The sequence below is a fragment of the Caldinitratiruptor microaerophilus genome (assembly GCF_025999835.1).
In the GTDB taxonomy this organism is placed as follows: Bacteria; Bacillota; Sulfobacillia; order Symbiobacteriales; family ZC4RG38; genus Caldinitratiruptor; species Caldinitratiruptor microaerophilus.
The window spans coordinates 1601110-1625533 of the sequence record NZ_AP025628.1; the positions used below are offsets into that span (position 1 = coordinate 1601110).

Consider the following 24424-nt stretch of genomic DNA (forward strand, 5'->3'; position numbering starts at 1 on the left):
CGCCTTTCTATACCTGCTTCAGGAACCTGCGGATGGGCCAGACGGCCAGGTAACGGCCGATGAACTGGCCAACCCAGTACCCGGCGATCGCCAGCGTAGCGCCGAAGGCGAAGGCGACGTACTGGGCCTCCTGCAGGAAGGTGCGCAGCGACCCGTGCTCGATGACGCGCAGGTATTCCGGGGTCTGCATTCGGAGATAAGCGATGCCCTGGACGTCCGCAAGAGTGACGACGTGCCCCATGAACTGCACGGGTTGCAGGAAGGGCGCCAGCGGAACATAGTTGCCCACCCACAGGGCGAGGGTCCACACCATCCCGCCGATCAGGGAGGTGAGCACGAAGCTCCGGGTCTTCAGGAGGATCCAGTCCATCAGGATCCCGGCCAGGATGGTCGACTGCGGCCACACGAAGTTGAGCGGATAGGAAACGAGGACCTTCCACTGCAGCCACCGGCCGATCCACGAAGCGAGGAACAGGCACACGGACGTATAGGTGGCGCCCGTGGGGAACCGCCACGCCGCCCACTGGATGTACTGGAGCGCCGACGGAATGATGATCATGGCAAAGGGCGTGATGGTCATCCACCACTGCCGGTCCTTCCAGTCCGTCCACATGTCCCAGTCGCCCGCGAACAGGAGCTTCGTGATGTCCGCGGCGGCCGCCACCACGAACGCCGCGGTGACCCAGAAGACGAGATCCCACTTGCGGTCGATGAACCGGTACTTCTTGTTCACGAGCTGCCGGAGCTCTTCCACCCGCGCGACCGTCGCCACACCGCTCCCTCCTCCACATCCAAGACTCATCTTGATCGTGCGGCCCTGCCGGCGCCACGCGGACGGCGGCAGGGCCGCAACCACAGGGGGTCAGCTGGCCGCCCCCACCTCAGTGGGCATCTCGATCTCCTTCTCGATCTGGTACAGACGGATGATCGTCTCGGCCCACAGGGCGAAGATGCCGCCCGCCAGCCACCCGTACGTCACGAACGGCCAGTGGAAGGGGGCCGCGAAGAACTCCTCCGCCCACCACAGGCTGTGGCCCCATTCGTTGAACGCCACCTGCAGCATCTCGGTGACCGAGGCGGCGATGAGGAAGGCGAAGGACCAGGGGAACCCCCTGGACGGGCCGTACACAGCTGGCAGACGCGTACGGCCGTAGAGGTAGGTGCCGATGCTGAACGTGATGCCGAGGGGGAATGCCATGTAGAACATCACCACGTGCGGCGGCGTGATTGCCGTGTCACGGACCACGGTCTGGTGCCACGCACCGTCCTGGTTCGGGAAGAAGCTGGCCATGAAGTAAAGGATGAGGCTCGTGATCCCCACGAGGCCCCAGAAGGTGGCGATCCGGCGCACCTCCTCCCGGGCGTCGACCTTCTCCGCGGCCAGCGCCCGGCCCGACTTGACGAGCCACCCCCACCAGAGGCCGGTGAACGCACCCACAGACAGGATCTCCGCGACGAACAGGCTACGCCAGTACAGGGTGAAGTCGTAGCTGGCGGAGTCGAGCCCGGCGGTCCAGAACCGGAGCACGTACAGCTCGAGCCCCAGGAAGAGCGCCAGCACGGCGGCGTAGCCCCACAGGAGGGTCCGCCAGCCACCGAGCCAGTCCGTCGGGCCGTATCGCTCGGAAACCACCCGCCGTTCCTTCACGGATGCCAGGGTTGCCATCGTTCCTCCTCCTCCCGAAATACCGATCTGTTCATCAAACGATACGATCGCAGCCCGCCGTTGTCGGTAGTCCGGACCTTCGCCTTTACGGGGTCCTCTGTCCCACCCCCTATGGTCGTGGCGCCGCGCCCCGGCCAGGCAGAATTCACGGCCTGCGTCACGGGACCAGGACCGCCCGTCCCTTGACGCGGCCGCCGTGGAGGTCGGCGATAGCCTGGTTCACCTGGTCCAGGCGGTAGTGCACCGTAGCAAGACGCACCCGGCCCTCACCCGCCAGGGTCATGAGCTCCACGAGGTCCGTGTAGGTGCCCACCAGGTTCCCGACGATGTTCTTCTCGCTGAAGATCATGTCGATCGCGGGCACCCGGATCGTTCCCCCGTACCCGATCACGAAGTAGTAGCCCGCGTTCCTCGTCATGGCGAGCCCCTGTTCGATGGAGCCTCCCTCCCCCACGAAGTCCAGCACGGCCTGCGCGCCCCTTCCGCCGGTGAGGTCGAGAACCTCGCGGACGGCGTCGTCGCCGCCCTTGACCCGGTACTCCGCCCCGAGCTCCTGGGCAAGGCTCAGGGCCAGGTCGGAGCGGTCGACCACGATGATCCGGGCGGGCGACAGGGTCCGCAGCACCTGGAAGGCGATGTGCCCCAGGCCGCCCATGCCGATGATCACCGCGTGGTCGCCCGGCTCGAGCACCCTCACCGCCTTCTTGGCCGCGTGGTAGGCCGTGAGGCCGGCGTCGGCGTGCGGGGCGACCTCCCTGGGCTCCACTCCGTCGGGCAGGCGGACGAGGTTGCGCTCCTTGACCAGCAGGTACTGGGCGAAGCCCCCGTCCCGGTTGATGCCGGGGAACACGCCGTTCTCGCAGTGCATGTCGTTGCCCCGGCGGCAGGCCGGGCAGACGCCGTCGGTGATGAGGGGGTGGACGATCACCGGGTCGCCCCGCCGGAAGCGGCGCACCCCGCGCCCCACCTCCTCCACCCAGCCGGCGTTCTCGTGGCCGAGGATGTAGGGCAGGTCGACCTCGACCTTGCCCCGCCAGATGCCCTCGATGATGTGCAGGTCCGTGCGGCAGAGCCCGGCGCCACCGATGCGGATGATCACGTCGTCGGGCTCCTGGATCTCGGGGTCGGGCACCTCTTCCACCTTCAGGAACTCGGGCCCCCGGAACTCCGGATCGTATTCGTACAGCCTGGCGGCCTTCACGCGGCATCACCTCGGTTGGACAGTCTCGGGTTCGGCGGACCCGTATCGCGTCCGGAGCAGCCCCTGGCAGAACTGGGCGTTGAACTCCATGCTGATGCGGGTGCGCCGGGCCTCCCGGAGCACATCCCGGAGCTGCGCGGGGTTCAGCAGTAGCCCGTTCTCCCGCGTGAAGGCCGGGGCGGTGGGGAGATCCTCCAGGCCCATCTCGCGGCAGATGCCAAGGTACCGGTCCACCAGGTCGCCCGCTTCCGCGTCGCTTTCCGCGAGGCGGCGAAGGTCGGCTACGCACATCGCCACGATCTCGTCGTCGGACAGCCCCCGGCGGATGAGGAGGCGGACAAGGCGCTCCTGGCGGGCGAGGAAGGCCTTGAGGCGGAACAGCCAGCGCAGGTCCTCCAGGTTCCCGTCGGCGAGGCCCGAGAAGGCGGCGCCAAAAGGTCTGCCGGTCGCCACCCCGGCGTTCACCTCATCGGCTGCGAAGTGGTCCTCCAGCCGGACCTGCACCTCGGATACCCACGGCAGCTCCCGGACCCGGTCCCGGATATCTTCGGCCATGATGTAAGCGAAGTTCGGCGAGCACCAGTACGTGGGCAGGCGGAACCGGACACGCACCACGGGGCCGTCGACGTCCACCCCGCTGATGAACCCGAGGTCCGTGACAGGGCGGTCGAGCTCCGGGTCGTAAACCTGCTGGAGCCGGGCGTAGACCTCCTCCACTCGCATCCGCGTCCCCCCTGGCGGCCTCACGCCATCATGGCGGCGACCGCGTCCCCCTGAAGCCGGGCCCTGTGAGCGGCGATGTCGATCCCGTAGAGTCGGGCGGCGTTCTCGCCCAGGATCTTCTTCTTCGCGGCGAGGGTCAGGTCGACCCCGGTCTCCTCCCTCAGGTCCTCCGGAAGCTCGAAGGCCATGAACTTCTCGATGATCCACCGCGGCGTCCATATCGCGTAGTCGCTGCCGAAGAGGAGCCTGTCCTCGCCCACCCACCACAGTAGCTCGGCCATGACCTCCGCGAAGTACCGCGGCCGGGCGTGGACGAACGGCATCACGACAGCCAGCCCGCCGTAAACGTTCTTCTCCTGCGTCGCGATCCAGCAGAAGTCTTCGAGCCGCGGCAGACCGCAGTGGTCGACGATGAAGTTGAGGTCCGGAAAGGCGGTCGCCACCTCGTCCACATCGTGCACGTCGAAGGCGTCCTTGTTGAGCGGCCAGACCGTCGGGCCCTTGTGCACGTGGATGTTCGTGATGCCAAGCTGGCGGCACTTCTCGAGGTAGCGGATGGCCCAGGGGTCGGTGAGCCGCCAGCCCTTGGAGTCACCGCGCCACTCCGCGGTGTAAAGCTTCACGCCCTTGATGTGGTAGCGCGAGGCCAGGAACTCCAGGTACTCCAGCCCCCGCTCCCCGTCCCGGGGGTCCCAGGCACCGTTGAGGATGAAGCGGTCCGGGTACATCTCCTTCAGGACTGCGTTCTGCTCGGTCGTGTTGAAGCCGCTGCGGAAGAACTCCTTGAGGTACGTCGGCTGGAAGATCCCGATGTCTACATAGCCCTCCACGAAGAGGTCGTGGACCATCTGCTGCGGTGTGTACTTGCGGAATTTCTCGATGGGCCAGATCGCTTCCCTCGGGCTGAGGTTGCGATGGTAATCGTAGAAGCAGTTGATCCACCCCGTGCCGTACTGGTTCGCCTGGTTCTCGGGCGAGCCGTCCCACAGATGCACGTGGGCGTCGATGACGAAGATCTCCCCGCCGTCTGGTGTGCGGAACACGTCAGGCACCTCCCAGCAGAGTAAGACAGGAACCCATGGTCGCCAGGCCGGAAACCGGGACACCGTCCCCGTCAGACCGGCACTCGTTCACCGCGCACCATGCGGACGAACTCGCGCAGGAGCGCGGGATGGTCCGGCCAGGCGCGGGCCGACACCAGGTTGCCGTCCACGACGGCCTCCTGGTCGACGAACGTACCGCCCGCCGCCTCGACGTCGGGCTTGAGGGCCCAATACGCCGCCATCTTCCTGCCCTTCACCACCCCCGCGGCAACGAGTACCAGGGCGGCATGGCAGATCGCGCCGACGGGCTTCTGGTTCTCGAAGAAGTGGCGCACGATCTCCAGGGCACCGGGTTCGTTGCGGATCCACTCGGGTGCCCTGCCGCCCACCAGGTACAGGGCGTCGTAGTCTGCAGGCCTGACCTCTAAGAAGCCGAGATCGGCCTGCACCCGGTAGCCGGGCTTCTCCGTGTAGGTCTCCATGTCGGGTTCGAAGTCGTGCACCACCGTTTGCAAAACCTTCTTGCGCGGCGCCGCGACGTGAACCTCGAAGCCCTCCTCCCTGAGCCGCTGAAGCGGGTACATCGTCTCCAGGGCTTCGGCGCCGTCCCCGGCCATCAGCAGTACCTTCACGCGACTTCACCTCCGGACGGTCCGATGGTCTGGAAAACCACCTTGCGGAGAATCCCCGCAAGCCTTCGTCCCTCGACCTGAAACCGTCTTGGCGTCACCGCGATCCCCATCGCGCCAGCCACTGTCTCGCCGCCGTCCCGGGCCAGTACAGGCGCCGCCAGGCAGCAGATCCCCTCCTGATACTCCTCCCGGTCCACGGCCAGACCCGTCCGGCGGACCCGTGCCAGCTCGGCTCGGAGCCGCTCCGGGTCGGTAATGGTGCGCGGCGTGAAGCCCCTCAGGCCCAGGAGGCGTATGTAAGTGTGCAGGGCGGTGTCGGAGAGGTGCGCCAGCAGGATCTTGCCCACCGCGAGGGCGTGCGCCTCGCCGCGGATTTCACGGCCCATCCGCAGCCCAGGCTGACCTTGGTGCCCCTGCACCGCCTCGACCAGCGCCGCCTGTCCGTCGTACACGACGAGGTAGGCCCGGCAGCCGGTGGCTCTGTTGAGGTCCCGCAAAGCGTCGCGGAGGACCGGCAACGGACAGGAGCCGGATGGCCTGACCGGGGACAGGAGGTCTTCCCGGAACGCGCTGACGTAGTGACGACCGTCTGCGGGGCTCCGGTAAGCGAATCCTTCCTGGCAGAGGCTGTTCAGGAGGTAATAGGCCGTGTGGGGGCTCTTGCCCAGATGCTGGGCCACCTCGGCAGGGGTGACGCCGGCGGGATGGTCCGCCAGGTAGGAGAGCACCCTCAGCACCGCTCTCGCCGTGCTCAGGGCCCGCTGACGCCCCGGATCCGTCGGAACGCGGGGCACGGTGTCCACCTCCCGAACCCCTCGGGATCGAGTTCAGTGTAGAAAATTCTACCCTATCTCTCAACAAAGCCACTTCCGTTGCAACATGTGCAAGGCATGCCGCCGAACCCGGCCCTTGTGCATCACCTCCCGCGCCGGCGTGCGCGGCGAGGCCGCCCACCGGCCGGCTGCCCGGATCACCCTCGTCGCCGCAAGCCTCCGGAGATGCAAAGCCCGTGCCGGGAGGGGCACGGGTACACACGCGGTCGGCGGCTCGCGGATGCCCCTGTCGGTGTCGCGCCCTGCGACACCGGCCGCCAACAGGCCGCAGTGTCGCAAACGGCGACACGTAGCCGACGAAACCGCGTTCGTCGTGATAGTTCATGATAGTTTTCGGTAGATGGTGCTCCGGTGGATGCCCAGTCTCCGGGCGGCAGCCGTCACGTTCCCACCCGACTCGGAGAGAGCGACCCGGATGAGCTCCCGCTCCTGTTCTTCAAGGGTACCCACATCCGAGCGAACCGGCAGAGACAGGGACCGAGTCCTGCGAACCGCCGGCCCAGCCGGCGCGGGGTGGGTTGCCGGGGGGCCAGGCGCGGCGAACCGGTCCCGGCTCGCGGCGTATACCTCCGGGGGCAGGTGCTCGGGCCGCACGACCGGACCATCGACCTGGAGGGCCAAACGATACGCGACGTTGCGCAGCTCCCGAACGTTGCCCGGCCACGGGTACTCCCAGAGAAGGGCCAGGGCCTCCGAACTCACGTGGAGCGGCGGCCGGGCCAGCTCCTCGCACGCGCGGCGGAGGAAGTGGTCGAGGAGGAGGGGGATGTCGTCCCGGCGCTCGCGCAAGGGGGGCAGGGTGAGGCACACCACCGACAGCCGGTAGAACAGGTCTTTCCGGAAAGTACCCTCCCGCATGGCCTTCTCCAGATCCCGGCTCGTCGCTGCGATCACCCGGATGTCCAGCCGGATGGGGGCACGCCCGCCGATGCGGACGACCTCGCGTTCCTCCAGCACCCGCAACAGGTGTACCTGGGCGTCGGGCGGCATCTCGCCGATCTCGTCGAGAAAGATGGTACCGCCACGCGCCAGCTCGAACTTGCCAGGCTTTCCCTCCCGGCTGGCACCCGTGAAGCTGCCGGGATCATACCCGAAGAACTCGCTGGCAACGAGTTCGCGCGGGATTGCCCCGCAGTTCACGGCCACAAACGGTCCGTGGGCGCGGGAACTCGCCGCGTGAATGGCCTGGGCGAGCCGCTCCTTGCCGGTTCCGCTTTCCCCGAGAATGAGCACTGGAAGCGAATGGGCGGCAGCCTGTTGCCCGGTCAGGATCACGCGGCGGAATGCCTCGGACTGACCCATCAGTTCCTCGAACCGGCACCGGGGCAGAGCCTTGGTCCCGCTGCCGCGCCCACTCACCGCACCTGCCCGCATCAGCGCGCCGACTACCCGGCCGCCCTGGATGACGGCACGGAGCTCACACCGGTACCGGCCTCGCCGGCCCTCCACATCCCACTCCACTGCCGATCCCAGTTCCAGCCACCGGTTCGCCTCCGGCAACCCGAACGGTCGGCCGTTCGGATCCAGAAGTCCCTCCTCCATGAGCGCGTCCGAACCGGCGAGGACCCGGCCGCCCCGGTCCAGGGCCGCCAGCACCTCCTGTGCCTGTCTACGGGCGGAGGAATAGGCCGCGATGACCGCCGCTCGTTCCCACTCGGCTTCCCTGTGCAGTTCGCCTTCGACGGCCCGGGCCACGGACGTCACCAGCACCAGGGAGTGGGGATGCACCGCCGCGAACGGCCCCGTGAGATCGATCACGCCGAGCAGAGACCCGGTCACCGGATCGCGCACGGGGGCGGCCGAACACGTCCAGGAGTGGACGATCTGGCACCAGTGTTCGGCGGCGAAGATCTGCACCGGCAGGCCCGTGGCCAGCGCGGTGCCGATCGCGTTCGTGCCGGCGGTCGCCTCGGCCCAGCGGGCGCCCGGCACGAAGTTCATCCTCTCAGCCCGCCGGCGGACCAGGCGATCCCCCTCGACCGACAGGAGCAGGCCGGACGCGTCGGCGATTACCACGAGGTGGCCAGAGTCGGCAGACGCGGCCTTCATCTCATCGAGCCAGGGCTGAGCGACCTGCAGGAGCCTGTCGTACCGGCAACTCCGGGCGATCTCCTCCTGGGATGCCACAATGGGGGCACGATGGTTCAGTGGGTGCACGCCGCCGCTCCGGCACCGGGTCCACGATGCAGCTACGACCTCGCGGACGCGTTCGGCGCCCCCTTCACCTGACACAAATCGCTCCCAGAGACCTTCGAGCACTTTGTTGTGGCGCTTGGGACTGGTGTAGATGTCGATGGCGATGTTCGGGTTCCGCACGCTCCCCCCTCCCCGCCTGCTGGTTGCGGACAGGGTTTCCTGTGTTGTCAGGCAACAATTATTCTACCGAAGTGAGCAAACTCCTCCGTCCCAAAGCACTTTCCGTCGACCATATCGATCAACGCATGCAATTTGATCAAAACAGTACGTCCCCGTACCCACGCGCAGGCCGCCCGCACCCCGACTCCCGTTGCCACACGTGCCAGAACGGTGCTATGATGAAGGCGCCGGGCGGCATCCGGAAGAGCCGCACCGTACGTACAATGCATGCGCCGCATCCCACGCTTGGACCCTGTCACGGGCCGAGACGAGCGGGCCGTCTGCGGCGTTTCGGAGCCGGGGTCCGCCCCGCCTCCCGGACGCGCACGACCGAGGGCCTCCTGCCGGCCAAGGCAGGGGGCCCTTTCCCGTGGGGCGGCGAAGGGAGGGGCTCCGCATGGCCACACGGGTCACCGTCACGCGGCTGCGGGAGATGAAGCGCAAGGGCCAGAAGATCGTGATGCTCACGGCGTACGACTACCCCACCGCCCGCCTGCTCGACGAGGCGGGGGTGGACGTGCTCCTGGTGGGCGACTCGCTCGGCATGGTCGTCCTGGGCTACGAGTCAACCCTGCCCGTGACCCTCGCCGACGTCCTCCACCACACCCGCCCGGTGGCCCGGGCGGCCGAGCGGGCCCTGGTCGTGGCGGACCTGCCTTTCATGACCTTCCAGATCTCACCCGAGGAGGCCCTCCGCAGCGCCGGCCGGCTCATGCAGGAGGGCGGCGCGCACGCCGTGAAGCTGGAGGGCGGGCGAGAGGTGGCCCCCACGGTCGCCCGGCTGGTGCAGGCCGGCGTCCCGGTCATGGGACACCTGGGCTTCACGCCGCAGTCCGTGCACGCCCTGGGCGGCTATCGGGTGCAGGGACGCACCGAGGACGCCGCCCGCCGGCTCCTCGACGATGCCGCTGCGCTGGTCGAGGCCGGGGTGTTCGCCATCGTCCTGGAGATGGTCCCGCGCCAGGTGGCCCGACTCGTCACCGAGCGGGTCCCCGTGCCGACGATCGGCATCGGGGCGGGGCCCGAGTGCGACGGCCAGGTCCTGGTCCTGCACGACCTCCTCGGCCTCTACACCCGCCAGTCGCCCCGCTTCGCCCGGCGGTACGCCGACCTGGCCAGCGTCATCCGGACGGCGGTGGGCGAGTACGCGGACGACGTCCGCGGGGGGGCCTTCCCCGGCCCCGAGCACAGCTTCGACATGGATGACGCCGTCCTGGAGCGCCTGTACTGAAGGAGGTCTCGCCTTGGAGGTCCTCACCACCGTCGCGACCATGCGTGAGCGGAGCCGGGCCTGGCGCGCGGCGAAGTGCCGCCACGGGTTCGTGCCGACCATGGGCTACCTGCACGAAGGCCACATGGCGCTCGTCGAGCGGGCCCGGGCGAACTGCGACGTGGTCACCGTCAGCATCTTCGTCAACCCGCTGCAGTTCGGCCCGCAGGAGGATTACGCCCGGTACCCCCGCGACCTGGACCGCGACCTGGCGATGCTGCGGGAGGCCAGGGTGGACGCCGTCTTCGCGCCGTCCGTGGCCGAGATGTACCCGGAGGAGCCCCTCGTCTTCGTCGAGCCCACGCGGCTCTCCGACCACCTCTGCGGAGCCAGCCGGCCGGGACACTTCCGGGGCGTGGCCACGGTGGTCCTCAAGCTCTTCAACATCGTCCAGCCGGACGTCGCCTACTTCGGCGAGAAGGACGCGCAGCAGCTCGCCATCATCCGCCGCATGGTGCGGGACCTGAACGTCCCGGTGGAGATCGTCGGGGTCCCCACCGTGCGGGCGGCCGACGGGCTGGCGCTCTCCAGCCGCAACGCCTACCTGGGGCCCGAGGAGCGGGCCGCCGCGCCGGTACTGTACCGGGCCCTGCAGCTGGCCCGGGACCGGATCCTGGCCGGCGAGCGCGACCCCGGCCGCGTCAAGGCGGCGATGCGGGAATGCATCGCCGCCGAGCCCCAAGTCCGGATCGACTACGTCGAGATCGTGGACGCCGGGAGCCTGCAGCCGGTCGAACGCATCGAGGGGCGCGTGCTGGTCGCCGTGGCGGCCTTCGCCGGCCCGAGCCGGCTCATCGACAACGTCACGGTCGACGTGCCGGCCGAAGACTGAAGCCGCTCCTGTCGTCCCGCGCCTCCTTCTCACCTCCGGCGGCCTGCTCCCTGGAAACCCGGCTACCGCCCGATCCGTGCCGCTTGCAGGCACGCCGTGTCGCGTTCCAGTAGCGCCACCAGAACCTCCAGCAACGGAAGGTAGGGCCAGGGCACGTTCTCCCGCCTGGCATCCGCCAGGAGTCCCGGCACCCAGTCCAGGTGCTCGGTCAACATGCGAGCCTGGTCCTGTGGAGTGCCCCACCGGGCCAGAAGAGCCATGAACTCAAGCTCCAGCACCAGGTGGTCTGGGGTGCCCTGAAACTCCGGCGGGACCGTCACACCGGCAGCCCGGTACAGTTCGGCCACGTGCAGGGCGTGGTCGCTGAGGAGAAACCCGGTTTCGCCCGCAAGCGAAGCCGCCTCCCCCCTTTGCGTCCATGGCCGGTAGCAGGACTCGACCGGGACGAGGAGCCCTCCGGGCCGTCCGAAGGTACGCTCCCACGCCTCCCGCAGGGGGAGCCTGTCGGCAGGCGGCTCGGTCAGGTCGGCCGGCGGCTGCATCCCCACCTCTGCGAGTGCGTCCGTCAGCTCCCGGATCAGGTCTCGAGGCGGCTGGTCGCCGGGCGGTGGGGCCATGAGCGCCGCAATCGCGCTGTACAGCCGGGCGCGGCTCGCCCTGCGGTCGCCGTGTCTGATCGTTCCCAGCGCCTCCACCCGGGCTCACCTCCCGGGCTCTGGACCGCCCGCGGCCCTTTCGCCCAACTGGATGAGGCTCTCGTACCACTTGCGGTGGTGGCTCCGGGCGAAATCGCGGCTCACCTTGCCCGTGATGATGCCGGAGAGGGCTGCCCGGCTCCCGGGGTGGCCGACCGCGAGGTAGATGTGCCCAAGGGCAGCGGCGCCGAGGAGGAAGGCGAACAAGGTGTGAATGGGTTGGGCCCACATGACGATCACCCTGGGGAGCACATCACGGTAGACGAGCATCCAGCCCGTGATCACCATCACGGGGTAACCGGCGATCTGAAGGAGCGAGTTGACCTTCTCACCGGCGTTGAACTTGCCCTGTGGCGGGAGTTCGACGTGAAGACCGAAGAACTCCCGCGGAAAGAGGCGCAGGAACCGGCGGTCGTCGGCGTCCCAGGTGCAGCACTCCCGGAGCCACTCGCGCACGGCGGGCCGGGCTCCCAGGAGAAGGATGGGGACGGTCAGGAACGTGAAGGGCCACGCGGCCCAGCGGTGGATCTGGCCGAAGAGCCGAAGCGTGTCGGGACCTAGAAGGCCGGGGAGCCCCGACACCACCAGGGCAGCCCCCGTCACGAGAAGCACCAGGAACGTGATCGCGTGGTTCCAGTGCGCCAGGCGCTCGGCCAGGCTGAAACGAACCACCTCGTTGGATGCGCTCACCTCAGGCCCCTTCATGCTGCTTCCTCCTTTCCCGCAGGGCCCGGAGCCCGTGCACGGCGAGGCTCAGCGCCGCTGCCGAGGCCGCACCGGCCAACACGATCTGCCCCAGGGGTTGGATGACGCTCTGCCAAGGGTACAGGTAGCGCGGGGCCTCGAAGTCTGCAGGCAGGAGGTCGCGTTCCATGCCTTCGGGCAAGCGGTAGTAGAAGCTGGTGCCGGCCACCCGGATCACGTCAGCCTCACGGATCGCCCTGGCGATGGCACTCTCGGGGTCGTCCAGGTCCCCGAAGAGGCGCGCCCCACCGATGCAGGTGCGCACGCAGGCCGGCTCCCGCCCCTTCTGCAGGTCGGCATAGCAGAAGGAGCACTTCCGGACGATCTTCCGCTCCTCGTCGTAGGTGCGGGCGTCGTACGGGCAGGCCGTGACGCAGTACCGGCAGCCGATGCAGTCCTCCTCCCGCACGACCACCGGTCCCTCGGCGGTCTTGTACGTCGCGCCTGTCGGGCAGACCTCGGCGCACGGCGGTGCTTCGCAGTGCATGCACTGCGTGGTGACGAAGGTGCCCTTCAGGCTGGGGTACTCACCGGCCGTCGTGAGGTTCACCTTGGTGAACCGGTTCTCCGGCGCCAGCCCGTAACTGGCCTGGCAAGCCACCGTACAGGCGGAGCACCCGACACAGCGTTCGAGGTCGACGAACATGGCGTAGCGGCTCATGGATCACCCACCTACCTTCCGGACCGTGACCACAACCTCGCACTGGGCGGCAGCGCCAGAGATCGGCGCGACCCGAATGGGCACCAGACCGGAGTCGTTCGCGCCCTTCCCGTACGCGCGGCGCTGCGCCCTGGAGAGGCAGCCGAACCCGTGGGCCATCCACACGCAGTCCGGCCGGATCCCCGCGGTGACCTTCGCCCTGAGCCGCTCGCTCCCCGTGACCGACGCCACTTCCACCAGGTCGCCGTCGCGAATGCCGAGCCGGCCGGCCGGGTCGGGATGGATCCAGAGCTCGTTCTCCGGCATCAGGGCGTGCAGGTAGGGGTTGTTCTGGCTGGCGGTATGCGTGTGCACCGCCACGTGGCCGTGGAGGAGCCGGAACTCGCCCTCCTTGGGCTCGACCAGCGGGGGTTCCCACGCCGGGACGGGCGAGCCGCCCGCCCTGGCCACGGCCTCGGAGCGAAGCTCCACTTTCCCCGAGGGGGTCTTCAGGCGGTCGTAGTTCGGCGGCTGGACCGGGACCCTGACCACACCCGCCTTCTCCAGATCCGCGGTCGTGAGCCCCAGAGGCCTGAGCAGTGCGTCGTTGTACTCTTCCAGGGTGAAGGTGAAGTACTCGCCGATGCCCACCGCCTCTGCGAGCCGGCGCAGGATCTCGTCTTCCGGCAGCGTGTTGTGCAGGGGCGCCACCGCCGGGCGGCGCAGGGCGACGGTGTCACCGGTCACCCAGACGGGGTCGGAGCGCTCGAGGTAGTGGGACTCCGGCAGCACGTAATCGGCGGCGGTGGCCGTGTCGGACATCTGCACGTCGATGACCACCACCAGCTCCAGCTTCCGCAGGGCCTGTAGCCAGCGGCGGCTATCCGGGCAAGAGCGCACCGGGTTGAAGTGGCTGATGATCGCGGCCTTGATCGGATACGGCTTGCCCGTCTCGATGGCTTCGGGCAGAGTGTGGATCATCCCCAGGTCCTTGGCCAGCGGCCAGCGGGGGCCGCCCGCCCCGTCGAAGCGCGGCGCCGCCGGCTTGGGGGGCTTGGGACCCAGGTCATCGATGCTTCCCAGCTTCACCGAGGCCGGGAACACCAGCCCGCCCTTGGCGCCCAGGTTGCCCAGCAGGGCGTTGAGACAGGCGGCCGCCCGCGCGGCCTGGAACCCGTTGTAGTACATGGAACCCAGCCCGCCGTGCCAGCAGGGGTCGACCGCCGCGGCCGGCCGCGCGGCGGCCAGCTCCCGGGCAACGCGCCGGATCGTCTCCGCGGGAACGTCCGTCACCCCGGCAGCCCACTCCGGGGTGTACTGCTTCACCGCCTCCCGGAGCTCCGCAAAGCCGGCCGTGCGCGCTGCGACGAAGTCCCGGTCGTACAGGTCCTCCTCGACCAGGACGTTCATCAGGGCCAGGAGGAAGGCGCCGTCCGTCCCCGGCCGGATAGGCAGCCACTCGGTCGCCCAGGCGGCGAACTCCGAGTAGCGGGGGTCCAGGACCACGAACTTGGCCCCGGCCGCCTTGGCCTGCGCGAGCTTCTGCAGGTCGTTGTTCTTCACGCCGCCCAGGTGGTTCCGACCCGGGCTGATGAGGTAGCGCACGTTCGCGTAGTCCACCGCCGGGAGGGCGCCGTAGGTCGCCACGTACGCGGCGGTTCTGTGCGAGTAGCACGTCGGGGCGTGGGACGAGAAGTTCGGGGTCCCGAACGCGTCGCAGAACCGCTTCTCCCATGGCGCGATCAGCTCCGGGTGAACGGCGAAAACGAGGGCTTCCGGTCCGTAACGCTCCCGGATGGACTTCAGCTTCTCACCGATCTCGGCGATGGCCTGGTCCCAGGAGATCGGCACGAACGACCCGTCCGGGTTGCGCTTCAAGGGCTCACGCAGCCGGTCGGGGTCGTAAAGGGACATCATGCCGGCGTTCCCGCGCGCACAGAGCCTACCCCGACTCAGCGGGTGGTCCGGGTTTCCCTCGAGGCGCACGACGCGACCGCCCCGGACCACCGCGATGACGCCGCATTTCACACCGCACATCTCACAGATGGTCGGAATCCTCTCCTCCTCCGCTTCGGCCGCCGCAGCCGTCCGCCAGCTGTCGAAGCCCGGCACGGCTAGGCCGGCGGCCAGGGCTCCGCTGGTGGCCGCGGAGATCTTGAGGAACTGGCGTCTCGTCACCTGGGCCAAGGGCATCGCCTGTCACCCCTCGGTAATGTGAACTCATTCACCATCCCGCTCGCCCCTATTGTGTCATTCCGGGTCTGCTGTCTGTAAATGACCCGTTCGTCTCAGCCGTACCCCTGACCGAAGGACTAATTCCGACAACTCGGGCGGCTGACCGCCGTTTCCCGCGCCGCAGGCGCAACGGGACAGACACATGCCTGGCCACGACCGCTGGATCGACCCCGGCAGCCGGTGTGTTCCAAAGTGCTACCCCCCAAGAGGGTAAATCGCATCACAGGGCCGCCGCCGTCATCCCTGTCTGCCGTGGTCCTTCCCCCTCTCGCGCAGCGCCCGCAGGCCGTGCACGGCGAGGCTGACCGCAGCCGCGGCGGCCGCCGCGCCCATCAGGGCCTGCCCCAGGGGCTGGACGATCGACTGCCACACGAAGGCCAGGGTCGGCGCCTTGAAGTCGGGCGGCAGCGCGGCCCGGTCGACGCCCTCGGGCAACCGGAAGTACACGCTCGTCCCCGCGACCTTCACGACGCCGGGCTGGGCGATGGACCTGGAGACCTCGCTTTCGGGGTCATCGAGGTCGCCGCAGATGCGCGCCTGCCCGAGGCAGGTCTGCGAGCAGACCGGCCGCTGCCCCTGGGCGAGCCGGTCGAAGCACATGGAGCACTTGCGGACCACCCGGCGCTCGTCGTCGAACACGCGAGCCTCGTACGGACAGGCCGTGACGCAGTAGCGGCAGCCGATGCAGGCCTCGTCGTCCACCAGCACCGGGCCGCCGGCCGTCTTGTACGTGGCCCCGGTGGGACAGACCTCCGCGCAGGGCGGCTCCTCGCAGTGCAGGCACTGCCGCACCACGAAGGTCGACCGCAGTTCGGGGTAGTCGCCCTCCTCGTGCCGGGCGACCCGGGTGAACCGCTCGTCCGGATCGAGCCCGTTCCAGTTCTGGCAGGCCACGGTGCAGGCCTGGCAGCCGACGCACCGGGTCAGGTCGATGAGGAACCCGAGACGCGCCACGGCTCATGCACCTACCCTTCGCACGGTGACGGTGGCCTCGCCCTGCCCGAGCGCGCCGGCGACGGGCGTCATCAGGATCGGGTACAGGGCCGAGTCGTTCGCGCCCTTCCCGTACGCCAGCCGCTGCTGGGGCACGCCGCAGCCGAAGCCGTGAGCCATCCAGACGCAGTCGGGCCGGATCCCGGGGGTGACCCGGGCCCGCAGGCGCTCCCGCCCGTACTCGTTCGCCACCTCGACGAGGTCCCCGGTGCGGATGCCCCGGGCGCGGGCGGCCTCCGGGTGGATCCACAGCTCGTTCTCCGGCATGAGCGCGTGCAGCTGCGGGTTGTTCTGCGTGTAGGTCTGGGTGTGCACCGGCACGTGTCCGTGCAGGAGGCGGAGCCGGTCACCCTCCGGCTCGGTCCTGGGCGGCACCCAGCTGACCACCCGGGTCCCGCCGGCCCTGGCCACGGCCTCGTTCACCAGCTCGACCTTCCCGCTTGCCGTGGGCAACTTCGTGTAATCGAAGGGGGTGGCGGCCACCCGGACCACGCCGAGCTCGTTCAGCTGGTCCACGGTCCACCCGTGGGGCTCCAGCATCTTGTTGTTGTAGTCCCTCATGGAAAACTGGAAGTACTCGCCGACCCCCGTGGCCTCGGCCAGGGCCCGGACAATCTCGTAGCCCGGGCGGGTGTCGTGCAGGGGCCTCACCACCGGCTGGCGGATGCTGATCGTGTCCCCTGCCACGCTGATGGCGTCGTCCCGCTCCAGGAAGTGCGACTCGGGCAGCACGTAGTGGGCCAGGAGGGCGGTCTCGCTCATGCGGATGTCGATCGCCACGAGGAGGTCGAGTTTCGCGAGTGCCGCCTGCCAGCGGGCGGAGTGGGCGCCGGATCGGACCGGATTCGTCCGGTAGAAGATCACCGCCTTGATGGGGTAAGGCTTCTCCGTTTCGATGACCTGCGGCAGCGCCTGCATCGAGCCCAGGCTGAGGGGCCACTCGGGCCCGCCGGCACCGTCGAAGCGCGGCCGGTCGGGGTACGGGTACGGGGTCCACGCCCCGGACACGCCGGGGGGTGCGGTCGTGCTTCACCCTCCGCCCCCGTCGCCGCCCCCGGCCCCCTCCGGCGGGTTGTCGATCCGCCCCAGGGCCACCTTCGGGGCCATCACCAGCCCGCCCTTCGCGCCGAGGTTGCCAAGGAGCGCGTTCACCACGGCTCCCGCCCGGGCGGCCTCGAAGCCGTTCCAGTACATGCCGTTGCCGCCGTGCCAGCCGGGGTCCACGACGGCCGCCGGCCGGGCGGCGGCCATCTCCCGGGCGATCCGGCGGATGGTCGCGGCCGGGATGTCCGTGAGCGTCTCCGCCCACTCCGGAGTGTACGGGGCGATCGCCTGCCGGAACTCCTCGAAGCCCACCGTCCGGCCGGCGACGAAGTCCCGGTCGTAGAGGTCCTCCTCGACGAGCACCCAGGCCAGCGCGAGGAGGAAGGCGGCGTCGGTCGCCGGGCGGATCGGCAGCCACTCGTCCGCCCAGCCGGCCAGCTCGGAGTACCGGGGGTCGAGGGCGACGATGCGCGCGCCGTGGGCCCTGGCCTCGGCCAGCTTGACCACGTCGCCGGCCTTCACCCCGCCGAGGAGGTTGCGCCCCGGGCTGAGGTAGTACCGTACGTTCTTGTAGTCGACGGAGGGCAGCGAGCCGAACACCTGGGCATACGCCACGTTGCGGTTGGCGAAGCACAGGGCGGCGTGCCCGGTGTGGTTCGGCGACCCGAACGCCTCCACGAAGCGGCGGTACAGCCCGCTGTTCAGGTTCTGGTACTCGGCCCAGACCAGGGTCTGCGGGCCGTACTGCGCCTTCAGCTCCTGCAGCTTGGCGGCGATCTCCTGGATCGCCTGCTCCCAGGAGATCGGCCGGAAGCGCCCGTCCGGCCCCCGCTTGAGCGGCTGCCGGAGCCGGTCCGGGTCGTAGAGGGACGCCGGGGCGGCGTTCCCCCGGGCACACGGCCGGCCGAGGTTGACCGGGTGATCGGGGTTCCCCTCCACGCGCACCACGCGCCCGTCCCGGACGACGGCGAAGACGCCACACCGGCTGCTGCACATCTCGCACAGGGTGGGCACCCGCCGCTCCGTCCCGGCGGCGCGCGCCCGGGCGCTCCGGGGAAGCCCGACCAGGGCGGCACCGGCTCCCAGACCCGACACCTTCAGGAAATCACGCCGGCTCAGGCCTGTCGTGGCCAATTCCGTTCACCTCCCGAACCTCGCGGCGGCCCCGCCCCGGGCGCGCCCGGGGCGGGGCGCTCCGGGCCTCACTGGACGGTCGGGAAGTTGTTCTTCTCCACCCACCCGGACATGCCGAAGTGCAGGGCGATGGCGTTGTAGCCCGCCAGGCGCAGGGCGGCCACCGTCTGGCCGGCCGTCTGACCGGTGTAGCAGATCACCACGATCTGCTTGTCCTTCGGGAGCTTGTCGAGGTTGTCGCCCACCGCGGTGAACGGAATGTTGACGGCGCCCTGGATGTGGCCCTTCGCGTAGTCCTCCGGCTTGCGGATGTCGAGGAGGAAGTACGGGCTGGAACCGGAGTCCAGGCTGGCCTTCAGGTCAGGCGGCTTGATCTGGTGGTTGGTGGGCGGGATCGTTCGGAAGTACTGGACGACAGCCTCCGTCAGGATCTTGCCCTTGTCGACCTCCGGAGCCGGCTGCGGCGCCGGGGCGGCCTGGGCCTCTCCGGCGGCCGCCTGGGTGCCGGTCTCCGGCTTGGCGGCGGGCTGGCCCCCACAGCCGGCGAGCGCGGACACGGCCAGGACGAGGAGCAGCGTCCAGGCAGCGATTCGGCGCAGGAACCCGGGCATGTGGACCCCCTCCTTCGTGTTCGCCTCCGCGGGGAGGCGTGGGTTCGGTGATCACGTCAGTCTCAATTGTGAACGTGATCACTTCCACGACAACACTTCACCGGTAGGCTTCCGGGTGCCTACCGGTGCGGCCATTCGGGTTCCTCATGGGTAACAGCGACGCTTATATGCCCCTGGCTTATACCCCTTGCTCCCGGCTGACCCCCTGCCCGGGTGACGCGGGGCGCGCCCCGGGCCGGCCCACCGACAGGAGCAGCCACGAGCCGCCCACGCCGCCCGCCACGGCCGACAGCATCCACACCCAGGCGTGCAGCGAGAAGGACGCCATGCCGCCGATGAGCGCCCCCACGGTGCAGCCAAGGCTGATCCACGCGCCGAACCCCATCAGGAGGCCCCCCGCCGCCCGCAGCCCGGCATCCCGGGCAGTGAGGGGCCTCCGCCACCGCAGCTCGTGCCCCAGGGCCGCCCCGGCGAACCCTCCCAGCACCAGTCCGGCGGCGAACGCCGTCGCCCGGCCCGGCGCAGCGAGGGCCGGGGTCAGCGACCAGGTGCGCCCTGTGAGCGCCAGGTAGGCCCCCGCCAGCGCGGCGGTCATGAGGGCGCCCGCCTCCGGGGGCCACGGCGCCCGCAGGAGGCGGCGCCAGCGCGCCCCGGCCGCGCCGGCCCCGCCCGTCTGGGGCAACTCCTCCCCCACGGCCGGCTGCCGCCGGTCCCACAGCGCCAGACCGAGGATCCCGCCGCCGAGGACCGCCAGGGACAGCGCCGCCGACCCCGGCAGCCCGAGCACGTCGGGGAGCGCCAGGCCGCGATGCAGCTGATCGAGCCGCTCCGGCAGCGGCAGGAGGAGGCGCCCCAGCCCGGAGCCCGCCGCCCAGCCGGCGACCGTCCACAGGTAGGCCGCCTGCCCTTCGCCCAGCCGCCACAGGCTGCCGGCGAGGCAGCCGCCCGCCAGCACCATGCCCGTCCCGAAGAGAAAGGCCCCGGCCACCACCCCGGGGGTGATCGCGGCCCAGTAGCCGTGGTGCCCGAGTCCGGCCGCGGCGTGCCGGGCGGCAGCCCACCAGCCGGCCGCCACCGACCCGGCCAGCAGCATGAGGATCGCCCGTCCCATCTGCAGCGCGCGGAACAGCACCGCATCGCGGACCGCCCCGGCGAAGCAGAGGCGAGAGCGCTGCATGGCCGCCCCCGCGAAGAACCCCCAGACCCAGTCCGCCCGGGCCGGACCGGGGACCAGGGCGATCACGCCGGCCGCGCCCAGCGCCAGCACGGCCGCAGGGGTCCAGGACCGGCGGGCGGCCGAGGGCATGGGACATCGCCTCCCGAAAGGCGTTCGGAGCGAAATCGGTGAAGAGTTGCGCGTGGAGTTGGGGGTGGAGACGATGCTTTCACTGGAACAGCTCGAGATGTTCTGCGCGGTGGTGCGGTCCGGGAGCATGTCCCGGGCGGCCGCCCTGCTCCACGTGAGCCAGCCGGCCATCAGCCAGCAGATCCGCGCGCTCGAGGCGGAGTTCGGCACCCAGCTCCTCGTGCGCACCCACCGGGGCGTCGAGCCCACCCCCGCGGGCGACGCGCTCGTCCGCTACGCCCGGCGGATCCTGGTCCTCGGCCGCAGCCTGCGGGCAGAGATCGAGGCGCTGCGGGAGGCCGCGGCCCACCGGCTCGTGGTCGGCGCCACGCCGGTGATCGGCGGCTACGCCCTGCCGTGCACGATCTACCTCTTCCGGCGCCGGTACCCGGACGCCCGGATCGACCTGGTCATCGCCAACACCACCGAGGTGCTGCAGCGCCTGCAGGACGGCCTCCTGCACATGGCGGTGATCGAGGGGCCCCTGCCGTCCGACGTCTCCCTGCAGGATCACTGGGCCACCCAGGTCCTCACCGAGGACACGCTCGTCCTCGTCACCCCGGCCAAGGGGCCGCTCGCCGAGAAGGAGCGCTTCCACGTGCAGGACCTGCGCGAGGTGCCGCTCATCCTGCGGGAGAAGGGCTCCGGCACGCGGCGGGCCATCGAGGAGCGGTTCCCGACGGGCGGCGTGGCGTTCGAGGACCTCAACGTGGTCATGGAGCTCAGCAGCCTCGAGGCGATCAAGACGTCCGTCGAGGCCGGCCACGGGGTGGCGCTCCTCAGCCGCTGGACGGTGCGGAAGGAGGTGCACGCGGGTGCGCTGCGAATCGCTCCGCTCGACGGGGTGACCATCCGCCTGCCGTGGACCCTGATCTACTCCCGGACACAGAGCCGCACGCCCCTGGAGCGGCAGTTCCTCCGCACGCTCCGCTCCCCGACCGAGCGGGGGTTCTGCTGACCCCCCGGTCACCTGCGCTCGATCGTGAACCGCCAGACGCCCCAGTCCACTTCCTCGACGCGGAAACGGCACGGGAGCCGGCGCAGGCGCTCCCGCAGGAGCCGCACGGTGCAGCTGTGGTCCACCTCGACCACCAGTCGGTCGCCGGGCGCCAGGCGGAGGAGGTGGCGCTCCGTTTCCTGGACGGGTTCGGGGCACATCACCCCGAGCAGCACGAGCCTGTACTCGGCCACACGCCCCCTCCCCCGGGTTCGGCGGGCGGCCGCCCTCTCCCGCCGGACCCTTCGCCGGTGCCGGCAGGGGTCCCTGCAGGGAACGTGGCGGCCGCCACGCTTCTACGTTCCGGCGGGTGCGGACCCGGGGCCGGGTGCCGGGCTCTCGCCCCGGGCCAGCGAGGCCAGCAGCAGGCGGGCCGTGGCCGGATTGGTCGCCACCGGGATGTTGCGGACGTCGCACAGGCGCAAGAGGGCGCTCACGTCCGGTTCGTGCGGGTGGGCGGTGAGCGGGTCGCGCAGGAAGATCACCAGGTCGAGGCCCCCCTCGGCGATCCGCGCCCCCATTTGCTGATCGCCGCCCAGGGGGCCCGAGAGGAAGCGATGCACCGTCAGCCCGGTGTTCTCGGCGACGAGCCGGCCCGTGGTCCCGGTTGCAAACAGTTCGTGGCGCGCGAGCAGGTCCCGGAACTCGCTGCACAGCGTCACCATGGCAGGCTTCAGCTTGTCGTGAGCGATCAGCGCGATCCGCACGCGCCCACCCCTTCTCAGAGCCCCCGCCGGGCCAGGTACTCGACGAGGTCCGCCAGCCGGGCCGAGTAGCCCCACTCGTTGTCGTACCAGGCCAGGACCTTCACCATGTTGCCGATGGCCAGGGTGGAGGGGCCGTCGACGACGCTCGAGAAGGTCGTTCCCTTGAAGTCCGAGGAGACGAGGGGCTCGTCCGAGAAGCCGAGGATTCCCTTCAGGCTCGTCTCGGCGGCCTCCCGGAGCGCCGCGTTCACCTCGTCGGCGGTCACCGCCCGGTCGAGGTCGGCGGTGAGGTCGACCACCGACACGACCGGCACCGGCACCCGGAGCGCGAAGCCGGTGAGCCTCCCCTTCAGTTCCGGCATCACCAGGGCGACGGCCTTGGCGGCGCCGGTGGTGGTCGGGATGATGTTCATGGCCCCGGCGCGGGCCCGGCGGAGGTCCTTGTGCGGGAAGTCGAGGATGACCTGGTCGTTCGTGTAGGCATGTACCGTGTTCATCATGCCCCGCACGATCCCGAACCGCTCGTGCAGGACCTTCGCCACCGGTGCCAGGCAGTTGGTCGTGCAGGAGGCGTTCGAGAGGACGTGGTGGCGGGCCGGGTCGTAGGTCTCGTGGTTCACGCCCATGACGACCGTGAGGTCTTCCCCCTTGGCGGGGGCCGAGATGATCACCTTGCGCGCGCCCCCGTGCGTGATGTGGGCCCGGGCGGCCTCCGCCTGGGTGAACTTGCCCGTGGACTCGATCACCACGTCGACCCCCGCTTCGCGCCAGGGGATCTCCGCCGGCTCCCGGATGGCGGTGACCCGCACCCGACGGCCGTCCACCACGATCGCGTCCTCTTCCGCCCGCACGTCGGCGCCGAGCGGGCCGTAGTTCGAGTCGTACTTCAGCAGGTGGGCGGACGTCGTGGGCGGGGTGAGATCGTTGATCGCCACGACCTCGATCCCCGGCCGCTCCAGGGCGATCCGGAAGAAGCGCCGCCCGATGCTGCCAAACCCGTTGATTCCCACGCGCACGGCCATTTCGCAATCCCTTCCTCAGCAAACGAGATGTACGGATGGCTCCGCCCCCGCCGGCCCCTCAGTGGGCCGTCCGGGACAGCGCCGGCACCCCGAACGGATCCGGGAGGCCCAGGAGGGGCAGCGTCACCAGGGCAGCCGCGCCCACCGCCACCCCGTCCTCCCCGTGCGTGGCCAGGCGGATCGGCACGTGCCGCCCTTGCACCGGCAGGGCGCGGGCCTGGGCCGCCTCCCGCATCGGGCCGAGGAGAAGCTCCCCGGCGCGGCTCGTGCCGCCGCCGATCACGACGCACTCCGGGTCGAAGAGGTTGATGAGGTTCCCCACCGCCACCCCGATGTACCGCCCCGCCTGCGCCAGCACCTCCCGGGCGAGCGCGTCGCCCCCCTGCGCCGCCTCGATGACCGTGGTGGCCAGCACCCGGTCGAGGTCTCCGCCGACCCGGCGGGCGATGTCCGACGGGCGCCCCTGCTGGATCTGACGCACGGCCGCCCGGGCGATGGCCCCGGCCGCCGCCACGGCCTCCAGGCAGCCGTAGCGGCCGCAGGCACAGCGCGGCCCCTCCTCCACCACCTGTACGTGACCCAGCTCGCCGGCGCCCTCGTGGGCGCCGGCGTAGAGTTCGCCCCCCACGATCAACCCGGCGCCGATGCTCACACCGACCCGCACGGCGATGAGGCTGCGGGGGGGCGAGGCCGGGCTGCCCGCACGGCGCCAGAGGGCTGCCTGCATCTCCCCGAGCGCCAGGCAGCGGGCGTCGTTCTCCACCACGACAGGGAAGCCCGTCGCCTCCTGGACCTGTTCGGCCACGGGCTGCTCCGGCCCCGGGAAGTGAGGGCTGTGACGCCACACCCCGCCGGCCCGGTCGACGAGACCCGTGAGTCCCACCCCGACCCCCACCACAGGCGCCCCGGGCGGAGCCTGGTCCAGCACCGTGCGGATACCGGCCAGGAGCCGCGCCACCGCCGGCGCCGGATGGCCCGGCTGGATGCGCTCCTTGTGCCGGACCAGGATGTTCCCCGCCATGTCGGCAAGAACCGCCCGCACGTGCCCCGCCGAGAGCTCGGCGCCCACCGCCAGCCGGGCGGCCGGGTTGAGGTGGAGCAGAATCGGCCGCCGCCCGCCGGACGACTCCCCCGGCCCTGCCTCCTGCACCCAGCCCGCCCGGATGAGTTGGGCCACCACCCCCGAGACCGTCGGCCGGGCGAGCCCCGTCCGCCGCGCCACGTCCGCCCGGGACATGGGGCCCCCGTCCCGCAGCGCGAGCAGCACCCGCCGGCGCGTCACCTCGCGCACGAGGTCGGGGCCATGCACCTCTGCTCACCTCCTCGGGCGGGGATGGCACCCGGACAGGGCGGATCGGGTGCGGACGTCCTCGGGCGCCCGGCCTCGCCCGGCGCGGGGCAGTTCCGTAATCGGCGGTGACCGTTTCTCCACGCGCCCCGGCCAAACGCTGGCGGTTCCGGCCCGTGTTGCCCGCAAGTTCCGCCAACATTATGCCTCTACCGGCAGGACTTCTGCAATCCTCGTGAACAAAGCCCCCGCACCTCGTTCGCGACCGGTGAGACGGGAGGCCGTTTCGGCGCCCTCGACCTGTCCAGGAGCCGCGTTCCCGTCACCGCGGGCGGGCCGGGTCCGGGACGGACTCGACCGGGACCATCCGATTCGAGGCAGCCCGGTTCTCCGTGGACCAGCCGCCTCTGGTCA

At 70.3% G+C, this 24424-nt stretch carries 24 protein-coding genes; 3 read left to right on the forward strand and 21 right to left on the reverse strand.

Translation table 11 applies throughout. The annotated features are described in order from the left end of the window. Positions 1–7: 7 nt before the first annotated feature. The 8 genes from caldi_RS07750 to caldi_RS07785 form a co-directional block, all read right to left on the reverse strand. The gene (locus tag caldi_RS07750; protein ID WP_264844526.1) at positions 8–772 is read right to left on the reverse strand and encodes a methane monooxygenase/ammonia monooxygenase subunit A; all 765 of its coding nucleotides are present in this window, start codon (positions 770–772) and stop codon (positions 8–10) included. A 90-nt stretch (positions 773–862) separates the two neighbouring features. Beyond that, complete coding sequence (locus caldi_RS07755; protein ID WP_264844527.1) at positions 863–1666, reverse strand: methane monooxygenase/ammonia monooxygenase subunit C; 804 nt, start codon at positions 1664–1666, stop codon at positions 863–865. Between the two features lie 157 nt (positions 1667–1823). Next, positions 1824–2867 (reverse strand): NAD(P)-dependent alcohol dehydrogenase, encoded by a 1044-nt coding sequence (locus tag caldi_RS07760; RefSeq protein ID WP_264844528.1) that lies wholly within the window; start codon positions 2865–2867, stop codon positions 1824–1826. A 6-nt stretch (positions 2868–2873) separates the two neighbouring features. Continuing rightward, a complete protein-coding gene (locus tag caldi_RS07765) occupies positions 2874–3590 on the reverse strand; it encodes an iron-sulfur cluster assembly protein (protein WP_264844529.1) in 717 nt (238 codons plus the stop codon). A gap of 20 nt (positions 3591–3610) precedes the next feature. Continuing rightward, positions 3611–4633, reverse strand: a complete 1023-nt coding sequence (locus caldi_RS07770) for an amidohydrolase family protein (RefSeq protein WP_264844530.1) — start codon at positions 4631–4633, stop codon at positions 3611–3613. A gap of 71 nt (positions 4634–4704) precedes the next feature. Continuing rightward, positions 4705–5265 (reverse strand): DJ-1/PfpI family protein, encoded by a 561-nt coding sequence (locus caldi_RS07775; RefSeq protein ID WP_264844531.1) that lies wholly within the window; start codon positions 5263–5265, stop codon positions 4705–4707. Next, positions 5262–6059, reverse strand: coding sequence for an IclR family transcriptional regulator (locus caldi_RS07780; protein WP_264844532.1), 798 nt, complete (start codon positions 6057–6059; stop codon positions 5262–5264). The genes caldi_RS07775 and caldi_RS07780 overlap by 4 nt, the downstream gene beginning before the upstream one ends. Positions 6060–6419: 360 nt before the next feature. Continuing rightward, on the reverse strand, positions 6420–8414 hold the full coding sequence (locus caldi_RS07785; RefSeq protein WP_264844533.1) for a sigma-54-dependent Fis family transcriptional regulator: 1995 nt from the start codon (positions 8412–8414) through the stop codon (positions 6420–6422). A 436-nt stretch (positions 8415–8850) separates the two neighbouring features. Here caldi_RS07785 and panB point away from each other — a divergent pair, with 436 nt between their 5' ends. Continuing rightward, positions 8851–9684, forward strand: a complete 834-nt coding sequence (gene panB / locus caldi_RS07790; RefSeq protein WP_264844534.1) for a 3-methyl-2-oxobutanoate hydroxymethyltransferase — start codon at positions 8851–8853, stop codon at positions 9682–9684. 13 nt (positions 9685–9697) lie between these two features. Beyond that, positions 9698–10555, forward strand: coding sequence for a pantoate--beta-alanine ligase (gene panC / locus caldi_RS07795; protein ID WP_264844535.1), 858 nt, complete (start codon positions 9698–9700; stop codon positions 10553–10555). Positions 10556–10617: 62 nt separating this feature from the next. Here the strand turns inward: panC and caldi_RS07800 are convergent, their stop codons facing one another. From caldi_RS07800 to caldi_RS07840, 9 genes are all read right to left on the reverse strand, one after another. Then, positions 10618–11250, reverse strand: a complete 633-nt coding sequence (locus caldi_RS07800; RefSeq protein WP_264844536.1) for a TorD/DmsD family molecular chaperone — start codon at positions 11248–11250, stop codon at positions 10618–10620. Between the two features lie 6 nt (positions 11251–11256). Beyond that, on the reverse strand, positions 11257–11955 hold the full coding sequence (locus caldi_RS07805; protein WP_264844537.1) for a formate dehydrogenase subunit gamma: 699 nt from the start codon (positions 11953–11955) through the stop codon (positions 11257–11259). Further along, the gene (locus caldi_RS07810; RefSeq protein ID WP_264844538.1) at positions 11942–12655 is read right to left on the reverse strand and encodes a 4Fe-4S dicluster domain-containing protein; all 714 of its coding nucleotides are present in this window, start codon (positions 12653–12655) and stop codon (positions 11942–11944) included. Before caldi_RS07810 ends, caldi_RS07805 begins: the two co-directional genes overlap by 14 nt. A gap of 3 nt (positions 12656–12658) precedes the next feature. Next, entirely contained in the window at positions 12659–14827 is a 2169-nt protein-coding gene (locus caldi_RS07815) for a molybdopterin-containing oxidoreductase family protein (protein ID WP_264844539.1), read from the reverse strand. A 279-nt stretch (positions 14828–15106) separates the two neighbouring features. After that, complete coding sequence (locus caldi_RS07820; RefSeq protein WP_264844540.1) at positions 15107–15823, reverse strand: 4Fe-4S dicluster domain-containing protein; 717 nt, start codon at positions 15821–15823, stop codon at positions 15107–15109. A gap of 3 nt (positions 15824–15826) precedes the next feature. Further along, on the reverse strand, positions 15827–16870 hold the full coding sequence (locus tag caldi_RS07825) for a molybdopterin dinucleotide binding domain-containing protein (protein ID WP_264844541.1): 1044 nt from the start codon (positions 16868–16870) through the stop codon (positions 15827–15829). Positions 16871–16891: 21 nt separating this feature from the next. Then, the gene (locus tag caldi_RS07830) at positions 16892–18040 is read right to left on the reverse strand and encodes a molybdopterin-dependent oxidoreductase (RefSeq protein WP_264844542.1); all 1149 of its coding nucleotides are present in this window, start codon (positions 18038–18040) and stop codon (positions 16892–16894) included. Positions 18041–18108: 68 nt separating this feature from the next. Then, positions 18109–18651: a rhodanese-like domain-containing protein gene (locus tag caldi_RS07835; RefSeq protein ID WP_264844543.1), complete on the reverse strand. Its 543-nt coding sequence runs from the start codon at positions 18649–18651 to the stop codon at positions 18109–18111. A gap of 178 nt (positions 18652–18829) precedes the next feature. Beyond that, positions 18830–19957 (reverse strand): YeeE/YedE family protein, encoded by a 1128-nt coding sequence (locus caldi_RS07840; RefSeq protein WP_264844544.1) that lies wholly within the window; start codon positions 19955–19957, stop codon positions 18830–18832. 73 nt (positions 19958–20030) lie between these two features. On the opposite strand from caldi_RS07840, the gene caldi_RS07845 reads away from it, so the two are divergent. Next, entirely contained in the window at positions 20031–20954 is a 924-nt protein-coding gene (locus caldi_RS07845) for a LysR family transcriptional regulator (RefSeq protein WP_264844545.1), read from the forward strand. An 8-nt stretch (positions 20955–20962) separates the two neighbouring features. On the opposite strand, the gene caldi_RS07850 is transcribed toward caldi_RS07845, so the two are convergent. From caldi_RS07850 to caldi_RS07865, 4 genes are all read right to left on the reverse strand, one after another. Beyond that, entirely contained in the window at positions 20963–21187 is a 225-nt protein-coding gene (locus caldi_RS07850; protein WP_264844546.1) for a sulfurtransferase TusA family protein, read from the reverse strand. Positions 21188–21289: 102 nt separating this feature from the next. Continuing rightward, positions 21290–21700, reverse strand: a complete 411-nt coding sequence (locus tag caldi_RS07855) for a methylglyoxal synthase (RefSeq protein ID WP_264844547.1) — start codon at positions 21698–21700, stop codon at positions 21290–21292. A 14-nt stretch (positions 21701–21714) separates the two neighbouring features. After that, positions 21715–22722 (reverse strand): type I glyceraldehyde-3-phosphate dehydrogenase, encoded by a 1008-nt coding sequence (gene gap, locus caldi_RS07860; RefSeq protein ID WP_264844548.1) that lies wholly within the window; start codon positions 22720–22722, stop codon positions 21715–21717. A 58-nt stretch (positions 22723–22780) separates the two neighbouring features. Beyond that, a complete protein-coding gene (locus caldi_RS07865) occupies positions 22781–24031 on the reverse strand; it encodes an ROK family transcriptional regulator (protein WP_264844549.1) in 1251 nt (416 codons plus the stop codon). Between the last annotated feature and the right edge of the window lie 393 nt (positions 24032–24424).